Annotated in this window: 15 protein-coding genes and 2 pseudogenes; 15 read left to right on the plus strand and 2 right to left on the minus strand. The window is 36.5% G+C overall.

Going from position 1 to position 21,147, the window contains the following annotated elements:
* Positions 1 to 62: 62 nt before the first annotated feature.
* From ACQV2P_RS04350 to ACQV2P_RS04360, 3 genes are all read left to right on the plus strand, one after another.
* Positions 63 to 1,571 carry a DUF1846 domain-containing protein gene (locus ACQV2P_RS04350; protein ID WP_428894667.1) on the plus strand — a complete coding sequence of 503 codons (1,509 nt, stop codon included), beginning with the start codon at positions 63 to 65 and terminating at the stop codon, positions 1,569 to 1,571.
* A gap of 122 nt (positions 1,572 to 1,693) precedes the next feature.
* Positions 1,694 to 1,843 (plus strand): hypothetical protein, encoded by a 150-nt coding sequence (locus ACQV2P_RS04355; RefSeq protein WP_428881786.1) that lies wholly within the window; start codon positions 1,694 to 1,696, stop codon positions 1,841 to 1,843.
* 69 nt (positions 1,844 to 1,912) lie between these two features.
* A complete protein-coding gene (locus ACQV2P_RS04360; protein WP_428894668.1) occupies positions 1,913 to 2,263 on the plus strand; it encodes a hypothetical protein in 351 nt (116 codons plus the stop codon).
* A 76-nt stretch (positions 2,264 to 2,339) separates the two neighbouring features.
* Here the strand turns inward: ACQV2P_RS04360 and ACQV2P_RS04365 are convergent, their stop codons facing one another.
* Complete coding sequence (locus ACQV2P_RS04365) at positions 2,340 to 3,680, minus strand: MATE family efflux transporter (RefSeq protein WP_428873364.1); 1,341 nt, start codon at positions 3,678 to 3,680, stop codon at positions 2,340 to 2,342.
* A 161-nt stretch (positions 3,681 to 3,841) separates the two neighbouring features.
* Between ACQV2P_RS04365 and ACQV2P_RS04370 the strand changes: the two genes are divergently transcribed.
* From ACQV2P_RS04370 to ACQV2P_RS04390, 5 genes and pseudogenes are all read left to right on the plus strand, one after another.
* Positions 3,842 to 5,029 (plus strand): M20 family metallopeptidase, encoded by a 1,188-nt coding sequence (locus ACQV2P_RS04370; RefSeq protein ID WP_428873363.1) that lies wholly within the window; start codon positions 3,842 to 3,844, stop codon positions 5,027 to 5,029.
* Between the two features lie 72 nt (positions 5,030 to 5,101).
* Positions 5,102 to 5,653, plus strand: a pseudogene (locus ACQV2P_RS04375) (2-keto-3-deoxygluconate permease).
* A gap of 79 nt (positions 5,654 to 5,732) precedes the next feature.
* A pseudogene (locus ACQV2P_RS04380) lies at positions 5,733 to 5,981 on the plus strand (2-keto-3-deoxygluconate permease); the annotation flags it as partial.
* 92 nt (positions 5,982 to 6,073) lie between these two features.
* A complete protein-coding gene (locus tag ACQV2P_RS04385; RefSeq protein WP_428873362.1) occupies positions 6,074 to 6,943 on the plus strand; it encodes a radical SAM protein in 870 nt (289 codons plus the stop codon).
* Positions 6,944 to 7,067: 124 nt separating this feature from the next.
* Complete coding sequence (locus ACQV2P_RS04390) at positions 7,068 to 7,277, plus strand: hypothetical protein (RefSeq protein WP_428873361.1); 210 nt, start codon at positions 7,068 to 7,070, stop codon at positions 7,275 to 7,277.
* A gap of 294 nt (positions 7,278 to 7,571) precedes the next feature.
* Here ACQV2P_RS04390 and ACQV2P_RS04395 read toward each other — a convergent pair whose 3' ends face one another.
* Positions 7,572 to 8,765, minus strand: coding sequence for a coenzyme F420-0:L-glutamate ligase (locus tag ACQV2P_RS04395; RefSeq protein ID WP_428876432.1), 1,194 nt, complete (start codon positions 8,763 to 8,765; stop codon positions 7,572 to 7,574).
* A gap of 337 nt (positions 8,766 to 9,102) precedes the next feature.
* Here ACQV2P_RS04395 and ACQV2P_RS04400 point away from each other — a divergent pair, with 337 nt between their 5' ends.
* The 7 genes from ACQV2P_RS04400 (at position 9,103) to ACQV2P_RS04430 (ending at position 21,055) form a co-directional block, all read left to right on the plus strand.
* Positions 9,103 to 14,217: a SpaA isopeptide-forming pilin-related protein gene (locus ACQV2P_RS04400; protein ID WP_428894669.1), complete on the plus strand. Its 5,115-nt coding sequence runs from the start codon at positions 9,103 to 9,105 to the stop codon at positions 14,215 to 14,217.
* 4 nt (positions 14,218 to 14,221) lie between these two features.
* Positions 14,222 to 15,751 carry a SpaH/EbpB family LPXTG-anchored major pilin gene (locus ACQV2P_RS04405; RefSeq protein WP_428894670.1) on the plus strand — a complete coding sequence of 510 codons (1,530 nt, stop codon included), beginning with the start codon at positions 14,222 to 14,224 and terminating at the stop codon, positions 15,749 to 15,751.
* A 99-nt stretch (positions 15,752 to 15,850) separates the two neighbouring features.
* Positions 15,851 to 17,197 carry an MSCRAMM family protein gene (locus ACQV2P_RS04410; RefSeq protein ID WP_428894671.1) on the plus strand — a complete coding sequence of 449 codons (1,347 nt, stop codon included), beginning with the start codon at positions 15,851 to 15,853 and terminating at the stop codon, positions 17,195 to 17,197.
* Positions 17,178 to 18,029, plus strand: a complete 852-nt coding sequence (locus ACQV2P_RS04415; protein ID WP_428875257.1) for a class C sortase — start codon at positions 17,178 to 17,180, stop codon at positions 18,027 to 18,029. The genes ACQV2P_RS04410 and ACQV2P_RS04415 overlap by 20 nt, the downstream gene beginning before the upstream one ends.
* Positions 18,030 to 18,887 carry a class C sortase gene (locus ACQV2P_RS04420; protein ID WP_428875258.1) on the plus strand — a complete coding sequence of 286 codons (858 nt, stop codon included), beginning with the start codon at positions 18,030 to 18,032 and terminating at the stop codon, positions 18,885 to 18,887.
* 145 nt (positions 18,888 to 19,032) lie between these two features.
* The gene (locus tag ACQV2P_RS04425) at positions 19,033 to 20,388 is read left to right on the plus strand and encodes a TrkH family potassium uptake protein (RefSeq protein WP_428885054.1); all 1,356 of its coding nucleotides are present in this window, start codon (positions 19,033 to 19,035) and stop codon (positions 20,386 to 20,388) included.
* 4 nt (positions 20,389 to 20,392) lie between these two features.
* Positions 20,393 to 21,055 (plus strand): potassium channel family protein, encoded by a 663-nt coding sequence (locus tag ACQV2P_RS04430; protein WP_428873353.1) that lies wholly within the window; start codon positions 20,393 to 20,395, stop codon positions 21,053 to 21,055.
* Positions 21,056 to 21,147: the final 92 nt, after the last annotated feature.

Raw genomic sequence — 21,147 nt, forward strand, 5'->3', positions numbered from 1 at the left:
ATCTTTAGTCCCACCAAAAGTTTTGATAAAATAATTCGTATGTGATGAAAGGGGTTGGGAGGATGCAAAAATTAGGTTTCGATAACGATAAATATCTCAAAGAACAATCGAAATATATCTTTAAGCGACTTGAGAATATTGATAAACTCTATTTAGAATTTGGCGGTAAATTAATCGGTGATAAGCATGCTAAGCGGGTACTACCAGGTTATGACGAGGACGTCAAATTAACGCTCTTAACCAAGCTTAAAGATCGTGCTGAGATTATTATCTGTATCTATGCCGAAGATATTGAACATCATAAAATGCGGGGCGATTATGGTATTACTTATGACCAAGAAGTGTTGCGGCTAATTGATGAATACCAAGCGTTAGACATTCAAGTAAACAGTGTTCTATTAACTAGATATAAAGGACAAAAAAATGCCACTGTCTTCAAGAAAAACATTGAAAACAGAGGAGTTAAAGTTTACCTACATGAGAGTATTAATGGCTATCCAACTGATCTGGAAGTTGTCTTTTCGGAAAATGGTTTTGCTAAAAATCCATACATTGAAACTAGTCAACCTTTGATTATTGTAACTGGTCCAGGGGCTGGATCGGGCAAGCTAGCAACTTGCTTGAACCAACTTTATCATGAACATCAAAAGGGAATTAAGGCTTCATATGCTAAGTTTGAAACTTTCCCAGTTTGGAACTTACCACTAAAACATCCAATTAATGTGGCTTATGAGGCCGCAACAGTTGATTTAAATGATATTAATGTTCTTGATTCTTATCATTTAGATGCCTATAACGAAATGGCGGTCAATTATAATCGCGACATGCAGATGTTCCCAGTTATTCGTCGGATTTTAGCTAATACGAGTTCACCCAATTTAATCTACCAATCCCCAACGGATATGGGAGTTAATCGGATTAAATCGGGAATTACCGATGAAGAAGTTGTTAAAGAAGCGGCCCAGCAAGAAATTATTCGCCGCTATTTCCAAGTAGAACAAGATTATAAAGTCGGCATTGTGGATGAAGAGGTTCGTTCGAAAATGCACTTGTTAATGGAAGAAAGTGGGTTAACAGCTGAAGATCGTCTTCCAGTGGTTAAGGCTCAAGCTTATGCTCAATCGGTTAAGGAACGTTTTTCGCAGGAAGAGATTCCGGCAGTCATTGCTATTCAATTAAGCGATGGACAAATGATTACTGGCAGACGAACCGAATTAATGGATGCACCGGGGGCAGCGATTATGAATGCTCTAAAGACCTTGGCAGGTATCTCAGACCAAATCGACCTCTTAGCTCCCATGATTTTACAAACCATTCAAAATCTTAAAGCTAACAAGTTGCAAAGTAAGCATCCCATTTTAACTTTAAATGAATTACTAATTGCTCTAGCAATTTCAGCAGTGACAAATCCAACGGCTCAAGCAGCCTATCAAGCCTTATCTAAATTAAGTGGTGCTCAAGCGCATTCTAGCATCATCCTATCACAAGATACTAAAAACCAATTACAAAACTTGGGGATTGATATTACTTGTGATGCCGTTTTTGTTTCGGGTTCATTAAAAGGTAATTAAGCCCAGATGACACTCAATCCAAACTTCTACTTATTGAAGTCTCAGTAGGTAGAAGTTTTTAATTAATAGTTTAAACTAGTTTTAATACTTTATATTTACGATAAAAATTTAGAAGGAAAAAGATGAAGAAATTCACAGATTCTATTCGCTTAAGACACGGTGCACAATTAGCTAACCGGATTGTTCAACCCCCTATGATGTCTTTTTGGGGGGTTAAAAAGGGGGGTCCAGCCAAGAAACCTTGGAGGATTACCAAAGAAGGGTGCAATTAGCCGCTTTTCTGATGCCTATTTTCCTGGTTTAAAAGAACTAGCTAAAAAGTAAAGTCTAAAGGCAACAAAGTGTTTATACAAATCCACCATTCCGGTTACCAAGCTCATCAAAGAGCCAGCGAAGGTTTAACAGTATATGGTCCGTCAGCTGTGGATTTAGATTTCCTAGATCATGAAACTGTGCCCTTAACTATCCAACAAATTGTTTTATTAGGAGGCGTATTTGATGCTAACGCTGCTCAAAGAGCCTTGAATTATACGGATTTAGTGGCTATTGGACGTGCTACGTTCATCGAACCGGACTTCGCCTTAAAAATAAGTCAAGGATTCGTATATTACAAAAGATATTTTGACCGATCTGGCTTGATCGACTGGTCGATACGAGGTTTTTGCTTCACTTCATTCAACACCACCTCCTAGAGCTGGAATGCAAGAAATATTAGAAGAACTTCATTAAATATAAAAGACTGCCGTTTATGAGCGGCAGTCTTTATTTTTATGAGATTTGATGAATCCATTTTTTAGATTTTACTCTAAATAGGCCAATCACTAATTTGGTAATTTCTTCCGTGGCCGCTAACATTACAACCCATTGAATAGAAAAGTTAAGCACAGCCGCTCCTAGAAAAGCTAAGGGAACGCCTACTAACCATACAGATCCCATTTCTAAGAAAAGGGAATACTTCGTATCGCCTCCACCTCTTAGAACACCTACAATCAGAATGGAGTTAATAGCTTTTAAAATGAAGATAAAGCCCATATAATTTAGTAAAGTCTTACAAAGTTCATAGACTTCTGGTGTTAAATTGGGAAACAACTGTAAACTAATTGAAGGGGTGACGGATAAGAAAAGGCCTACAAATAAGGCAATGACTCCGCCCATTTTAAGAAAACGGATGGCATGAGGATAAACAACATCCATAACGCCGCGCCCAATCGTATTTCCTAACATAATCGTACAAGCATTGGATAGACCACGTATTAAAACAAAGGCTAAGTTCTGGATGGCAAAAACAACTTGAATGGCAGCTGTTTCTTTAGTACCAACCATGGCGTAAGCCACACTATATAATACTTGACCGAGTCCCCAAAAGGTTTCATTAACAATGACAGGAAAGGTGATGCGCAAAAAGTTTTGAATAAAATCTCCCTTAAAATTAAACATCTCTTTAATCGAACCATTAAGCGGACAATCATAGCGACTGACTGTGTAAAAGATAACCAATAATTCCATTAATCGAGCAATGATTGTTCCCACTGCTGCTCCCACTACCCCTAATTCTGGGAAGCCAAACTTACCAAAAATAAAGGCATAATTGAAAAAAGCATTGAAAACAAAACCAACTATAGCGGCTGTTAATGGCGAACGAGGGTTTCCAGTTGAGCGAAGAGCCACACTGTTCACGAAGCTGACGCCAGTTAAGGCATACGACCAAGCAACAACCCTTAAATATTTAGACCCTTCTGCAATGACAGCAGGATCATCAATCATTAAGCCTAATATTCTTTCTGGTATTAGCCATGCCAACAAAGTGAAAAGACAAGCTACTACAAAGGTAATTAAGCACGAAAAAGCATTAACCTTTTGTAATTTAGCAAGATCACCTCGACCATGGTATTGAGCAATCATTACTGAAGCTCCCGTGGCTGTACCAAAACAAATCATAGTGAAAAAAAAGAAGACTTGATTGGCCAAGCCGACTCCTGCGATTGATTCCGGTCCCAGTGATGAGATCATCATGGTATCTAAAGTATTTAGAAACGAAACGATTAAACTTTGCAAAGAAATCGGAATCGCAATGGCTAACATTTTACGATAAAAATCTTGATTATTCATAGGACACCTCACTTTAAACTGTCCTTTCATTATACCTAATTCTAAGAAAAAAGCTGTAAGAATTTGATGAGAATTTTTTTGTCTTAATTATATATCACCCTATGTGTATGTCTTTACTTTTTAATTAAAGTAGATATGATGGAGTAGAGGAGGCGTTTGCTATGACACTATTAGAGCAATTAATTTCTAAAATCGAAAATAAAGAAGAACGCATAATTGAAATCCGCCGTTATTTACATCAACATCCAGAGTTATCCTTTCAAGAAAAAGAAACTTCTAAATATATTAAAAACTTCTATAAAGACCTTGATATAGATCATATCGAAACGGACTTAGGAGGACAATATGGCCATGTTATTACAATTAAAGGGGGGCAAGAGGGACCTACAATCGCTTTAAGGGCAGATTTTGATGCATTACCTATTACGGAAGAGGTAGATTTGCCATTTAAATCAAAAAATAATGGGGTAATGCACGCTTGTGGTCATGACGGCCATACCGCTTATATGCTGATTTTAGCCGAGTCTCTAATTGAATTAAAAGATCAAATTAAAGGTACAATTAAAATCCTTCATCAACCAGCTGAAGAAGTTCCACCAGGAGGAGCTAAAGCAATGATTAAAGCTGGAGCCTTAGAAAATGTAGACTACATTTTTGGTGCTCATGTGATGAGTCAGTTTAAACTCGGAACCGTTTATACGCATGAAGGAAATACCCAAACTGCCCGAGCTTATTTTAAATTAACCATTAAGGGTAAAAGTGGACATGGTTCGGCTCCACATGATGCAAACGATGCAATTGTAGCTGCTTCGTCTTTCGTCATGAATGCTCAAACGGTAGTTAGTCGTCGAGTAAATCCATTTGATATGGGCGTTTTATCAATTGGTTCATTCGATGGTAAAGGTCAATTTAATATTATTCGAGATAAGGTAGTTCTAGAAGGTGATGTTCGCTCAATGTCGGAAGAAACAGCTAAGACTATTCAAGATATGGTAACACAATTAGCCAAAGGTTTAGAAGAGAGTTTCCAAGTAGAAACAGAATTAGAGTATAAGCCAGACTATCCTGTATTATATAATGATCCTGCAGTTACTAAGAGGGTTACATCAGCACTTGAAAGTCTAAATATCTCTGATATTAAGGCTGTTGAAGATAGTGGACCTATTTCTCCTTCGGAAGATTTCTCTTATTATCTTAAAGAAGTTCCTGGTTGTTTCTTCTATATTGGTGCCAATGAAGATCCAGAAAATAGTTACCCTCATCATCATCCAAAGTTTGAAATCGATGAAAAATCATTAAAAATTTCGGCAATATCAATGGCTGCAGTCGTTGATGAGTTTGTAGGTTAAAAAGGAGTCCCATCTGTTACAGTGGATAAAAAATACCTGCTGGAACTTTCCTCCTTCCCTTACTAATTTCTTCTGTATTTTCACACTTTCTGGCCTGATTTGTCCTATATTGTTAGAATGACTGAGGCTATACTAAGTAAAAACTCAATTGCTTTTATTTTGGCTGCCATCACTTTTTGTTTGGGAACGATGATTAATACAAAAAGTTTGATGAAAGTTATTCAACGAGAAGGGGGCCTTTCTCTTGTTAAAGCTAATTATCAATCATTATTGGGGGGGTTGATATTAAAGGTATTTGGAGATGAAGGTTTCTTAGGTATTAGTCTTTTAGCGCTTATTCTTGCAGTATGTTCAGCCAATCTAGCCATCTTCTTATCCTTAGTTACTGATTATGCCCAAGAAGAAAATAAGATTGGCTTTAACTTTATAGTCTTTTTTAGAATACCAACTTTACCATTAATCGTCTATTCGCTTGGAAAAGCTGATAGCTCTGGCTTTAATTAGATGCCTTTGCTATCAACTCTTATTCCCCTAGTAGTAGGAATTATTATTGGAAATATCGATAAAAAGGCAGTAAAACTTTTTTCGCCAGCTATCGGATTATTCCTGCCTTTATTAGGATGAGGAATCGGTCAGGCTATGAACATTGTCTATAGTTTGCATTCTGGATTAATCGGTGTGATGAGTTGTATTCTTCTATTTAGTAAGCTCACCACTATTTTTAGTAGACAAGTATTTACTTAAAAATGATGGTATAATGGGCATGTCCTTCAATGCTAAGCTAGAAAGTTCTGCTTCATTTCCCACTTTAATCGCTCAAAGCTATCCTAGTGTAGAACCTTACGTAACACAAGCATCTGCACAAATTCTAACAGGGCTTATTCCCACATTTTTAACATCATTCTTAGTAGCAAAATTCACCAAAAAGCTTCTTAATGCTTTCTGTGGTTGAAACCGATACAAGTTCAATCATATAATTAAGCTAACCATAATTTGGGGTTAGCTTTTTATATATAAACTATTCAAATAGGAGCGATTAAGACTATGAACCAACTTTATTTAAAAATGGTCAATTTCATAACCAATCAGCTAAAAGGCCAAAAAATATCTATTCATCACCCAGCTATTAAAAATGATCAAAAGGCATTCGATTCAAATAAACCGTTGAATGTACAAGAATCTATTATAAATAAGAAAGAATTAAAAAGTAAAAAAGGTGAAGAAACAAAAGAGATAGTGATTATTAATCAAAATATATTAGATGTAGATATAGAGAGTTTAATTAATATAATCCCTGCAATTAAAAAAGATCTTTCTAATGCAAAAACTTTAAAAGGTATTACTAGCTCACAAAGTATTTTAGATTCTTCAGAAGAAGATTTATTGAAGTTAAGACTTCACGGTTTAGACCAACTTTATCTTTTAATTGAAACAGGATCAGATCAAACATTAAACTTTTACAATAAACATCTAACTATTCATCAAGAAAAAATCGCTTTAAAAAAATTGAAAAAAGTAGGCATTAACTATTCTATAGTGACTGTTATAGGAGCTGGTGGAAATGGTTTATCTGATAGACATGCCATTGAAACTGCCAAACTTATTAACCATGTCGATGCAGAAGAACTTATTTTATTGACAATCGATGCAGAAGACTTATCTAGTTTAAAAGAGGAAGAGAGAGAAGGCTTTGTAATTTTGACGCCTCGTGAAAGTTTAGAGGAAGAATTAATGCTACTGAATCATATTAATACAAATATCAAAATAAATGGAAATCACTCCTCAAATACAATTTCATTAAGTGGGAAGTTCCCTCAAGATAAAGAAGAAATTATCAGTCAACTGGAAGACAAGCTTTACAATTGGGAAGAAGAAAATAAAAAGAGCTTTAGGGACTTTTTGAAAATATTTTAAGCATCTAAAAGTTATAGAGATTAATTAATGCAACTTTTTTGCTAAAAAAGACAAGCGAATTTATATTTAGTAATGTAGGAGAGAGTATATTTATAAAATCATATCGCATCAAGTAGACTTCACCTTGTGCAGTCATTTTCTAAGTAGTAAATATTTTGACTCTTTAGATAAGTATGACCGTATAACAATCTCGCAAGTAGCCCAAATAGATAATACTTTTTATGAAAGTTTAGCTAAGATTGGCTTTAAACAAATTGCCTATTTATTAAATATGGCAGGTGGTGGCATCATTAATTCCAATGACTGGATCAAAGTTTTAGATGAAAACCATTGAGCCGGAGCTGGTCTGGATAGCTCTGAGGGTGAAGGCCCTTATGCAGGCAATGGCTTTAAAAATCAAAAAATTTCAGATGAAAACTTCTTTCAAATATTAAATCACCCTAAAATCATCTCCTCACCACACAGTGCTTTTTATACCGACCAAGCCGCAAAAAACTTAGTAGAAGGTGAGCTTAATACCATTTTAGATGTTTTGAAAACAGGAACAACAGCCTACCTCGTGAATTAATCTAAAAAAACTCTGTTAAACACTCAGGTGCTTAACAGAGTTTTTATTTAAAGGGTAAAATTATTGATCAGAAAACTTATCGAAGTAACCTTTGATATAGATGAAAGGTGTTCCTTTATCACCTGAGCCAGAAGTTAAATCAGATAAAGAACCTAATAGGTCTGTTAGTTGACGCGGGGTAGTTCCGATTCTTTCTGCTTGGTCTTGACTAGCCTCCGCATGGCCTGCAATATAATCTGAAATAGCCGTTTGTAAATCTTGACCTTCAAGATCTTTAAATTTGCCATCTGCTAAATACTTTAGCTTTACTTCATTAGGTGTTCCTTCTAACCCACTGGTGTATGCAGGGGATACTATCGGATCGGCTAATTCCCAAATTTGACTTTGAGGATCTTTAAAAGCGCCGTCACCGTAAATCATAACTTCGATTGTTTTACCAGTTAAATCTTTAATTAAAGACTGGACCTCACTGACAAAGGCTTCACCATTAATAGGGAAGAGTTTTACGATTTCATCAGAAGATAGGTTTGCACCTAACAATCCAAATTCTGGATTCGAACCACTACCGTCGACTGGCTGATTCATAATCTCATCCAGTCGGAGTACTTTTGAAGCACCAGCTTGTAATAGGCGTTTTTGAGTACGATTGCGTGTATGAAGATCTGCTGTAATTATGGTGTCTGTGTAATCTAGGACAGCTTTTGGTTGGTTAGCTAAAATAATCGTGCAAGCAGCTCCTTCAGCTTCGATGGTTTCTCGGTAAAGACTTAAATAATCAACACCTGTGAAGGGGTGCTTCATATCGGCAAATATTTTTTTTATTTCTGCTTCTGTGAAGACATCTGTCCATGGATTAATACCAGCATCATCCAAATCTTCAATTAACATAAGCGGATTTCCCACTTCATCGGACGGATAACTCAATTGAACGATCACTTCATCGGCTGCACGAGCAATCGCTTTAAGGGTTGATTGAAAACGGTTACGACTTGTAATAGGGAAGACAACTCCTATTTTTTTGGCTTGCAATTTATCCTGAATGTCCTTTGCAATTTGATCAAGGGTCACGTAATTGCCTTGGGCACGCGCTAAAATGGATTCCGTAATCGCAAGAACATCTCGATCCTCTATCTTGTACTGAGCTTCCTTAGAAGATTCTAATAAAGTCTCCACAACAATCTTGACTAAGTCGTCTCCTTCATGGACAACTGGTGCTCTTAACCCTCTTACTACGGTACCTACTGTTCTTTTCATAATCAAATTCCTTTCTCTCATTGAGATAAATTAATCGACCAACAATGTATAAATGAAAAAAACGACGGAAGACCGCCATCACCCATTTACTAAAATAGTCTATCATAGAGTCTTCTTTGGAGAAAGATTTATATGATTTTTTACAAGAAATTTAAGCCGAATGTTCGGATTCATAGTTATTTTTGCTCTTAATGTTTAATTTTTTTATAAATGCTATAGATTTATTTGCAATGGAACTGTTTTTTTAGATATAATATTTGAAGAAAGCTATGCAATTGATTATGATCTTAAAATGCTATTAAGTTATAGAATACACAACGATTAAGAGGTGATAAAATTGAAAAAATATTCACAAACCCTTTGGAATACTATGTTAGTGCTCCTATTGCTTCTATCAACCATTCCCTTTAAAACTTTCACTACGACCTATGCCCAAGAAGCAATAGACCCGAATATTCTTCAATTAAAAAATAATCCTTCTACTTGGCAAATATTTTTGAATAGCAACAATAATATGGAACCAAGTGATCAGCTTATAATGTTTGAAACAGATGCTGAATTTGAACAAGTCCATTCATTTAAACTTATTACCAATCAAGAAGAAACTATTTCCATGCGATTAGTGAATCAGCAATCAGATTTTAATAGGGCTATTAAGAATTTTATGCAATACCGCGAAGAGATGGAGGCCTATCAGCAGGATAAGGTTCATTACGAAGAAAAATACCAAACTTATCTGGAAGCCAAAAAGCAAAATGATCTTGAGTGGCAAGCCTACCAAGAAGCCCTAGAGACTTATCAGCTAGAATATGCAAATTATGAGCAAGAACTAGAAGCATACTGGACACAATATAACCAACTAATTGAGAGTGGTCTTGAAATTCCTTCCGACCTAGTTGAACCACAAGCCCCAAGTCAAGCTGATTTAGTAGAACCTGAAGTTTTTACAATGGAAGAACCATTAGCACCAGAAAATCCTTATAATGAAGAAAAAGAGAAACTTTGGCAAGTCGGATTCAAAGCGAATGCTAATGAAGAAATTTATCAATTTTGGATACCAAAAGCTTACTTTAAACATACACTGCAAGCAGAGGTAGATCGTTCAGATTCGATGAGTAAAAGTTTTACCGTTAAAGCCGTTACGCTTTTTTCGAATAGGAAGATTACTGCCCAGCAAACTGTTCCTAAAAACGATGACAATAATAAAGAATTAGCGACAAACGAAGAATCAACAACAGTCACGATAGTTGATGATAATGCAACTACTATAAATCAAGAAAATAAAGAATCAAGTCAAGAAGATCAAACAAAAGATAAAAGTACTCAGCTAAATCCTGAGCCGATCTTAAAAGATGAAATTCTTGTTCAAGTCGATCAACCTTTGTTAGCGGAAAATGTAGTCGAAAATTACAGTGATTTATCGAAAGAAGTGCTGTACGAATGGGAGGAAGCCATAGATACTTCGCAAACAGGGGTCTTCCAAACCATTTTATCCATCACTTTTCCTGACGGTGAAACCATTAAATTACCTGTAGAATATGAAGTAATAGCAAGATTTTCTAATATCCAAGCACGATCAGCAACGGATTCTACCACACCCGTCTCAAAAAAATTTAATATCTTAGCCTTAGACCAGTTTTATAATAAAGTACCAGGTGTTACTATTAAGCTCTATCAATATCGGTATATACCTTGGTCTGTCCCTATTAGCTATGACCTTACACTGGTAGTAGATGAAAATAATTCTGAATCTGTTACAGGGACTAATGGTTTTACTTCTTATTATGACACGCCGCGCAATTCAGCTTATCCATATTTTTATGTGGAAGTTTCTCAAACTCCCTATGGCTATGCGAAACCTTCCATAGAACCTTTGCAACAAAGTCCAGGTGGTAACCCATTTCCAAATGTTAAATACGGTCAATTCTTTGGTGCTTTTCATTTATCCTCGGATGGTGTTATATCTTCCGACTCTGTTTCTACGATTCGTCCTAGGGCTACTAACGGTAATATGGTTTTTTCAAATGCTGCAGTAGTTCGACTGAATTTATTAGTTACAGATGTTAATTTTAAAAAAGTAGATTTATCAACCAACAAGCCGCTAGCTGGAGCTGTTTTTAAGCTTAATAAACAAAATGATTCTTACTTTAGTCAGACTGTTATATCTGATTCACAAGGAAATATTCCATTTAAGGACTTAAGTGTAGGGACTTATGAACTTAAAGAAATTAATGCGCCCGATGGGTACCTTGAAAGTGAGAAGACAATTTTATTTGATATTGTGCAAAATGCTGATAAAACAGCTGTGTTTGCCAAAAATTATCGAGAGTCTTATAAGGGTAATGTCACTTCACTAGGTGATAAAGCACCTGTTTTAGAAAACAAACCCAATCGTTTAAGAATTCGCAAAGTTAATAAACAAGGCGATTTACTTGAAGATGCTCAATTTACATTAAAAACACTTAATGGAACAGTAATTCCAAAAGAAACTAGCAATTCGTCAGCAATTTTTGAATACAGTCGCTTATCAGAGGGAAGTTATCTCTTAACTGAAGACAAGGCCCCAATTGGCTACTATTTGCCCCAAAATAACAAATGGACCCTGGTGGTGGATGCAGATGGCAAGATCCGTCTACAAGGCAATACAAGCAATATTAGTGAGATAAATTCTACAGATGATAGCCAAAGCTTTAATCTTATCAATCAAGAACATACACTTGATTTTAAGTTCACAAAAATTGGCTTAAATGAAAGCCGTTTAGCTGGGGCTCAATTTGATTTGAAACAAACACAGCCCTTTGAAGCTGAGATTGCTTCAGTCACAACGGATTCCAGTGGAGAGGTTCAATTTGAGGACTTAGGAGTCGGCTCCTATGAATTAATAGAAACAAAAACACCGCCTGGCTATGTAAAACAACATTTAAAAACCCTTTTTGATTTGGAATTATTAGCAGATAACAGCGGGTTAATAATTAAAAATATTCAAACAATTAACTTAGACACACAAAAAGAAGTGGAAACCCTTTTAAAACGCAATCCAGTTTCTAATCTTTATGAATATACTAATACTAGAGAATCCTATTCCTTCTTTAAGGTAGATGAAAAAGGCAAGCCTTTATCAGGGGCTCAATTCCGTGTGGTTAATGACGCTAAAACTGAAGAGGTTTTAATAAAGACAAGTGATACAAAAGGGCGAGTGACTCTCAATCGAACAGCCACTCAACCTAATTCAACCTTTACTATTCAAGAGATTCGAGCACCTTTAGGGTATCAAAAGAGTCAAGCAACATGGAAAATTACAACAGATGAATTTGGACAAGTCACTATGGAACCCCCTACTGGATCAGACGAATTTACTGGTTCAAGTGTCGTAGATGGGGCAGAGGATCAGATCAAAATGACTAACAAACTCTTAACCTATACCATTCAATTCACCAAGGTGGGACTTAACGACTTGCCGTTAGAAGGGGCAAAGTTTACTTTAACGCCTGTTATCAAGAATGATCAAGGTGAATATATTGAGGACTCGAATCAGACTGCTCTGATCGCTCAATCAGCTGCAGATGGCACAGTCATTTTTAACGATCTCCCCCTAGGTTTCTATCGTTTACAAGAAATACAAGCTCCACCAGGTTACGTTGCCCAAAGCGATGCCTATGATATCATTGAGATAAAATTGGATACGCTAGACAATAAATATATTGCGGATATACTGCCAGAATACAATCAATTGCTCACTGGAGATGACAATCAAGGCTATACCGTTTCAAACCTAGTGGACTCGAACTTTAAAATTGTGAAATACGGCTATAGTGAAAAAGGGGAAGAGTTGGATCCTTTTACGCAACCGGTTATTCCTTTAGCTGGTGTGCAATTTGAACTAAAGGGAATAGAAGGAAAAGACTATCTACAAACAGTCACGACCAATGCGACGGGAACAGCAGGTTTTACCGATGTAGAAACAGGTAAATATGAATTAAGGGAATTGAGTAGTCCCAACACTCATTTAAGGTCAAATAATGTCTATCAAATAGAGATTATTTCGGATGCAGGAGGAATACGCCCTCACATCACCCGTATAGAAGGTACTGATGAGGAGGACTTCTTAACAAAAGACGACTCTGGCAACTATCGCTTAGATTTTGCCATTAATCGTCAAAACCCCACCAATATCCAACTAAAGAAAGTAGCAGATGATAATGAAGGTCTGTCTATCGAGTCAATGCCCCCTTTAGAAGGTGCAAGCTTTCAAATTTATGAGTACGATAGACAAAAACAAGAACGAGTCGGACAAGCTTTGGCTACTAAAGTAACCGGAGCAGATGGCTTGCTTGCATTCAAGAATTTGCCAGTTGGCAAAACTTATGAAGTTGTAGAAACCCAATCACCTGTTAATTATGAGACAATAAATGGAGGAGGTATCAGTGCAAAAGTAGAAGTTTCTGACAAGGGAGAATTAACTTGGCTTTCCCAATCTGATGCCCATTGGAATTTCGAAAGCAGTGATGGCATTCCGAGAGTGATCAACCGTTTCCATCCGATCGAAATTGAATTTTGGAAACGGGATGATATTAATAATCAAAATGGAGACTACGGCAATGCTATAGCTGGTGCCGGCTTTACATTGACCCGTATGGAAGGGGACCCAGCAAGTGGATTAAGTTCGAGTCATGAAAGCTGGACAGTTACCAGTGATACCAATGGAAGAGTTAGTTTTAACCAAGAATTATCTAATTATCGTCCCATCAGAACAGAGGAGAATTATGTTTATTTCCATCTGGATGAAAGCTTTGTACCAGATGGCTATCGAAAAATTGTTAAGCCAGTTATCATTCAAGTAGATAGAAGTAACAACGTCTCTATAATGCCGGATGATTTAATTAAGAACGAAAATGCAATCGTCTTAGATGCTAATAAGGGCTATGTTGTGATTAATGAACTTATCAGGACGGATTTTAGTTTCAATAAAATTGACGGTGAGGACCCTACTACAAGAATAACCGGCAGCATCTTTCGCTTAAAATCTAAAGCTGAAGATAATAAAGATCACCGTCTTATTGATCAAGTCGTTAGCCAGAATAATTATAATTCCATCGTCTTTAAAGATTTACCTCTTGGAAAGTACCTATTATATGAAGAAAAGGCACCTGCAGGCTATAAGCTCCTGGGACAACCATTAACTATTGAAATTATTGAAAGTACCGATTCCCAAGGGAATAAAACAGGCCAAGCGGAATTCATATTGGATGAAAAGCAAGTCGATTTTATTAGCAAACGAGAAACAAGCTCTGACGGTAATGACAATGAAATTGTTGTAATGAATTACCAATCGCATGACCTTATACTTACTGGAGGAACGGGGGTGCTGATTTATCTAGTTTCCGGCTTCATATTAATGGCTTTAACAAGTTTTTATTATCTTCAATCAAAAAAAACACATGAAAAGGAGTAAACACATGAAAAAAAGCAACTTATTAACAGCAGTCCTTGTTTTTATTTTGGGACTCTCGAACATTTTAACTCAGACCCCTTCAGTATTTGCAACAGAACCTTTCGATGCAAAGGTAACCATTCATAAACTGCAAGCAGATTCATATAATTCTGATTTGCCAAAAGCAAACCAGGACGGGACAATAATTACAGACCTTTCTACTCTCGGTACCAATGTAAAACCCTTATCTGGAGTAAGCTTTACAGCTTATGAAATTGATAAAGATAGCTATGATAAAGCAATTGCTGGTACAAAGCCTACCCAGCCAGCTTCTGGAGGCCAACTTCTCGGTGAAACCGATTCAAATGGAACGGTTGAATGGACAGTAAATGTTGATCCTGCTAACCCTAAATACTTTGCTGTTTTTGAAACAAAAAAACCAAATTCCGTAACGGAGTCATTAGCGGTTCCATTTGTAATTGCTTTTCCAATGACTAAATTTGACGGTAGTGAATATCTTAAAGATATTCATATTTATCCTAAAAACGTCACAGGTGCTTTTCCGGTTATCGGTAAGGATATTGCTAAGTTAGGTTTTAACGAAGCCTCATTCAATGTTGGCGAAGCTTTTCAATATATTTTAAAAGGAACCATCCCAACAAATATTGAAAAATATTCAAAATATACCTTTACAGACCAGTTAGATCCGGCCTTAACGATTAAGCATGATGACCTTAAACCGACGATTAAGGTGGGAAATGAAACGTTAATTATAGAAGATCATTTCAATTATTCAGTCAGTGGTCAAACTATAAGTATTGCTTTAACACCAAAGGGTATCGAACAAATCGCTTCTCAAGTTCCTTTAGCAAATCGAAATAAAATCGCTGATAATGAAATCGATGGTATTTCGTCCAATACAAATGAAGCACCATTTATTGAAGTTAGTTTTACTGCCTACCTTAACGGCACTCACTCATCTACTGATACACCAATTACAAACAATGCAACAATTACTTACAATAATAGTGTGGTAGAAGAGACTACTAGCGCTTCAAATGATGTTTCGATCAAATACGGAAGTCAAGAATTTCAAAAAGTTGACTCCAATAAGAAAGCTCTTTCAGAAGCTGTTTTTACTGTCTTAGAAGATAATGCTCCGATGAAGTGGAACGAACATCTTATCACCCTTAACAATGCCGAGAGTAATCCAAAATTCCCAGATGCAATGGTTGGTAAGGTTATCCAATTAAAATCTGATGCCGAGGGTAATTTTTCAATTGACGGACTGGCATACTCAGCGCAAGGAAATGAGGGAACTAAACCATCGCAGTATTCAGTTAAAGAAACTAAAGCACCGGAGGGTTATCAGTTGTTAGCCGATGCTGTTAATTTTTCAGTAGAAAAAGATAATCAAAAACTTGAGATTACTAATAATTTACGTCCATCTATCCCAGCAACTGGTGGTATGGGGACTGTCATCTTCATCGTAGCAGGCGCATTACTAATGTTCCTTGCAATTTATGGTCGTCGTAAGGCCAAAGAAGAAGCCTAAACGATTAAGAATTTAAGGTATGGAGATTTTCTCCATCCTTTGTTAAGGGAAATAGGCCTATTTCCCTTAACAAAGGATATTCAAACTAGGAGGTATGATATGAAGTTATTTAAACAACTTACTACATTTCTATTGATGCTTTTTACCTTAATGATCATACCCTTTAATCATATTTCAGCCATATCCAATCGCTTGATCATTCATTCTGTTGATAGTGAAACAATAAGAGAATATAGAGTGTGGAAGGTCGATCCCACCTATTCTCAAGCAGATATCGCTTCTTTAAAAGAAAAGAAAGTTAGTGAATTAGATCATCTATTTAAACAATCTTACTCTTCAAAAACGAATGAAAATTCTCTAGCCATTATTGACGGGCTTCCGGATGGTAGCTATTACGGATTAGAAATCAATCAAGCCGGTAAAAAAGAAGAACGTACGGTACCATTTATCATCGATTTGCCTTATCAAAACGCTTTTGAAGTTGATGTTTTCCCTAAGCGCGTTCAAACGGGCTACCTAAAAATCAAAGTGATCGGTGAAGTGACCACTAACCAAATGGATGATTGGAAGAATTTAGCGAATGTTACTTTTTATATTTATGCAGCGAATTCAGACCAGCCAATGTTGTTTAAAGAAGGGCATTTTACAACGGATCCTTCGGGCAAGGCTGAATTGAAGTCGAATTCTCTTGGTGAAATCACTCTCGCTTCATTACCAGAAGGAGACTATGTATTAGTTGAACTAAAAACGGTCGATGGGTATCAGCTTTCAAAAAAAATACATTTCACTATTAAGGCTGGTGAAGTTACTGAAGTTTTAGTTAAAAATTATCTGATTGCTAAAGAGACTTCTCAAGACTCAACCACAGAGCCTACAGATGAAAGCTCATTTGAAGAAGGGCTTGAAAAGGGCGGACAACATTTCCGAAAGGTCAACCATAAAAAGCCGGCGCAAGGCTTGATGGGTGCACGCTTTGAAGTAGTCACTTGGAATAGTAAAAAACGCCTCTTCGAACCAGTCTCTTCGAAAGAAGGGTCTTTCTACATTGTAGAATCTGATTCACGAGGATATTTTGAAGTCAATAATCTGCCCTTAGGAAAATACTATCTTATCGAAATCGAAGCCCCCATTGTACAAGGTCTAAAATACCAACCCTTTGAACAAGCCATTCCCTTTGAAATAACCAGTCAGAGTTATTGGAACTATACTGTAATGGAGATCGTCAACCATCCAGTTGAAGCATCAAAGCAAGAGCAAGATATTCCTATTAACCGACCTTCTAAACCAAGTGATATTGGCTTTTTACCAACGACAGGAGAATGTAAAACTAATTATTTCTACCTTGCTTTTCTTTTTATAACCATCGGTTTATTCATTCTTTTTTATAAGTCGACAACTGGTACAGAAAGGATTTCATGTAAACTTTATGAAGAAGAAAAAAATTAAACTCTTTTTTTATAATCTACTTTTTATAATGGGAGGGATAGCTTTATGCTATCCTTTTATTTCACGTTACCTCTATGACCAAGCCTCACGCGTGGAAGTGAATAGCTATAAGGAGGCTGTGCAACAACTGTCTATACAAGAAGTGGACCGACGTGTTTTTCTTGCCCAAGCCTACAACGACCAATTAAGTCAGAAAAAAGAGGGCGTTTCAAAGCTTTCGGATCCTTTTTCAGAAAAAGATCATCAAGAAGGACGTGCAGCCTATGCGCATATGTTGGAGATTAATGAACAAATTGGTGTCATTGATATTCCTAAAATAAATGAATACTTACCAGTTTTTGCTGGAACCAGTGAAGAAGTGCTGCAAAAAGGAATCGGACATTTAGAAGGGACAAGTCTGCCGGTAGGTGGACTTCACACCCATGCAGTTATTACAGGGCATCGAGGGTTGCCGAATGCACGTTTATTTTCGCATTTAGACAAGTTAAAAATAGATGATGTCTTTTATTTTAACAACTTAAATGAAACTTTAGCCTATCAAGTCGATCGAATCGATGTCATCTTACCTCATGAAATAGGATATCTTGATATTGTTCCAGAGCATGATTATATGACATTAATTACTTGTACCCCCTATATGATCAATAGTCACCGCCTACTGGTTAGAGGACACCGTATTCCTTATGTAGAGGATGAATTTGAAAAAGACCGCAAGACCTCTATGAACTTCTTTATCAAGTACCGCTGGCTTTTATTACTCCTGTTACTTTTACTACTACTTACTATTCTTTTTTGGCTGTATAATCGAAAAAAGACTGACAATGGAAAGTAGGTGGCTACAATCAATAGAAGAAATATCAAAGCTGTTTTAAACATTTTTATTTTCCTTTTGGGTTTGACCTTGGTCGCCTATCCTTTTGTAGCGCGTTATATTCATAACCAAGCGGCAAGAACGCAAGTAGAAGAATTTAGGGACCAATCTATCAAAATATCACAAACTGAATTAGACCGTCGGATTGAATTAGCCCATGCTTATAATTCGACCATCCTTCCTAGTATGAATGGCGTGGTGGATCCTTTTACCAAAAAACAAAAGGAAGGAATTAAAGAATATGCTCGCATGCTCGAAATCAATGAACAGATAGGCTTTATCGATATTCCTAAGATTGATCTCTCATTACCTATCCATGCAGGAGCGACTGAAGAAGTCTTACAAAAAGCAGCCGCTCACCTCCAAGGAACCAGCTTACCTGTTGGTGGTAAAGGAACAAATAGCGTCATTACAGCTCATAGAGGCTTACCTAGCGCCAAATTATTTTCTGATTTAAACAAAATGGAAGTTGGCGACTTATTTTTCCTCCATAACTTGCGCGATGATTTAGCTTATCAAGTGATTGAAATCAAAGTGATTGAACCTAATGATTTTGAATCCCTCAAAATTGAAGAAGCAGAAGATCGAGTAACTTTATTAACCTGCACACCCTATATGATTAATAGTCATCGCTTATTGGTTATTGGTAAACGTATTCCATATCCGAAAGAAAGCGTTCAAGAGACAATAACAAGAAGACAGCCATCTCCATGGAAGTTATGGCTTACGATTGCGTTAAGCTTATTTATTTTCTTGTCTATTATAGTTTTATTCATCAAAAGAAAAAAAGCTAATCGTAGCTTTTCTAGGGTAAAATGAGTCTATTGATAAGTTGCTGGTCAAAATAAACAATGAGTAATTTGTGTTTGAAATTCCTGTTTTTTTTCACTACTATAGGAATAGCAAAATTAAAAAAGCTAAACCACGATATAACTAACTTTTGTGCACAGAAGGGTGGAAAGTCATGCTTGTCTATAACCAGTGGAAAAAAGATCTCATTTCAATCAATCCTGCTGAATTATTCTTCTATAGCTACTTGGGCCTCATCTTAATTGGGAGCCTCTGTTTAAAATTACCTTTTGCAACTAATGAGGGTGTGCAGACCTCATTGATTGATAGTATCTTTACAGCCGCTTCTGCAGTTTGCGTCACGGGTCTAGCGACTTTAACCACCGCAAGTCATTGGTCGCCATTTGGTAAAACGGTCATTTTAATTCTCATACAAATAGGCGGTATTGGAATCATGACCGGTGTGGGAACCATTGGTATGTTAATGGGGAGACGGCTGTCTTTTTCTAATCGTAAGTTCTTAGCAGAAGAAAAAAACACCACTACTTTTAGTGAGGTAGCAGACCTTGTGCGGTATGTCGCTTATTCTACTTTAATTATTGAAGCCATTGGTGCTGTTTTATTAAGCTTTCAATTTATACCTGAATATGGGGTCATTAAAGGCGTCATCAATAGTATCTTTCACTCTGTTTCTGCTTTTTGTAATGCCGGCTTTGATATTATCGGTGACCAAAGTTTTATGGGCTATGTCGATAATAATTGGATAAATATCGTACTAATGTTCTTAATTATAGTAGGGGGACTCGGTTTTTCAGTTAGCAGAAATTTAATCCACCATTACTTAAATGGAAAGCCTCTTCGCTTGCATACAAAACTTGTTATAGTGACAACAAGTCTTTTAATTATCTTACCTGCCTTATTCTTTTTAGTTGTTGAATGGCAAAATCCTAGTACGTTAGGACCCTTAAATCTTGTGGATAAATTTACTGCGGCTTTTTTTCAATCGGTAACGACAAGAACGGCTGGTTTTGCGACGATCGAACAAGGAGGCTTACGCACCCCGAGCTACTTGGTGACGAATCTACTGATGTTTATTGGGGGGGCACCCGGAGGAACAGCCGGTGGCTTAAAAGTTACAACCTTTGCCTTATTAATTCTTTATACTCTGTCGTATTTGCGCGAAAGTCAAGATACCGTTGTCTTTAGACGTCGGATTCCTAGGAAGAATATATTGAAATCACTGGCCATTTTCTTTCTTTCTTTTTCTTGGGTGGGTATCGCTTTAATCTTGCTTACCCTATTTGAACCTAATAAGTCACTGGTTAATCTTTATTATGAGATTATCTCTGCTTATGGTACAGTGGGATTAAGCCAAGGAATTACAGCCAGTTTAAGTGTGATGAGTAAAATAGTGATAATCTTTACCATGATTTTTGGTAAAATTGGACCCATGGCGATGGTGTTTGTCTTCTTCAAATCCAAAGCCTCGAACAATTATCGCGAAGCACAAGAAAGTATCTTAGTGGGGTGATTATGTGAAGGAATATCTAGTGATTGGCGCCGGAAGATTTGGGCGTAGTTTAGCGGAGAATTTAATGAAATTAGGACATGAAGTGATTATTATTGATCATAATGAAGAAAGCATCAACCGAATCGCTCCTTATGTAACCCATGCAATTTGCGCAGATATCAAAAACATTGAGGTTTTTCATGAGTTAGGGCTAGCGAATATCCAAACAGCCATTATTGCAATTGGATCGGATTTAGAAGCGTCTATATTATCTACCATCACTTTAAAAGAAATCGGTGTAAAAACAATCATCGGCAAAGCTTCTACCGATTATTATGCCAAAGTTCTTAAAAAGGTTGGCATTGATAAAGTTATTATTCCAGAAAAAGAAAGTGGCCGTAAATTAGCTTATAGTTTATCCTCTAAGAATCTTGTTGATTATTTTAATATTATTGATGACTATTCCATCTTCGAAGTAACCACCCCTTCATTATGGGTGGATAAAAGTCTAATCGATTTAGACGTGAGAGCTAAACATGGCTTTAATATAGTTGGAATTATTCGAGATTCGGGTGATTTTCTTGGAAATCCTGAACCTCATTCGGTCATCCATAAAGGGGATATGTTGGTAATACTGGGAACCTCAAAAGACTTTATGACGGTTGAGAAGCTGATTAATGAGCAATAATTGATCCATTGAATAAAGTATCAAATCCTGAAACAATCTACATTTTAGATTGTTTCTTTTTTATTTTAAATGGGAGGGTTTGAGAATGAACA

Source organism: Facklamia sp. P12932 (genome assembly GCF_050409545.1).
Classification (GTDB): Bacteria; Bacillota; Bacilli; order Lactobacillales; family Aerococcaceae; genus Facklamia.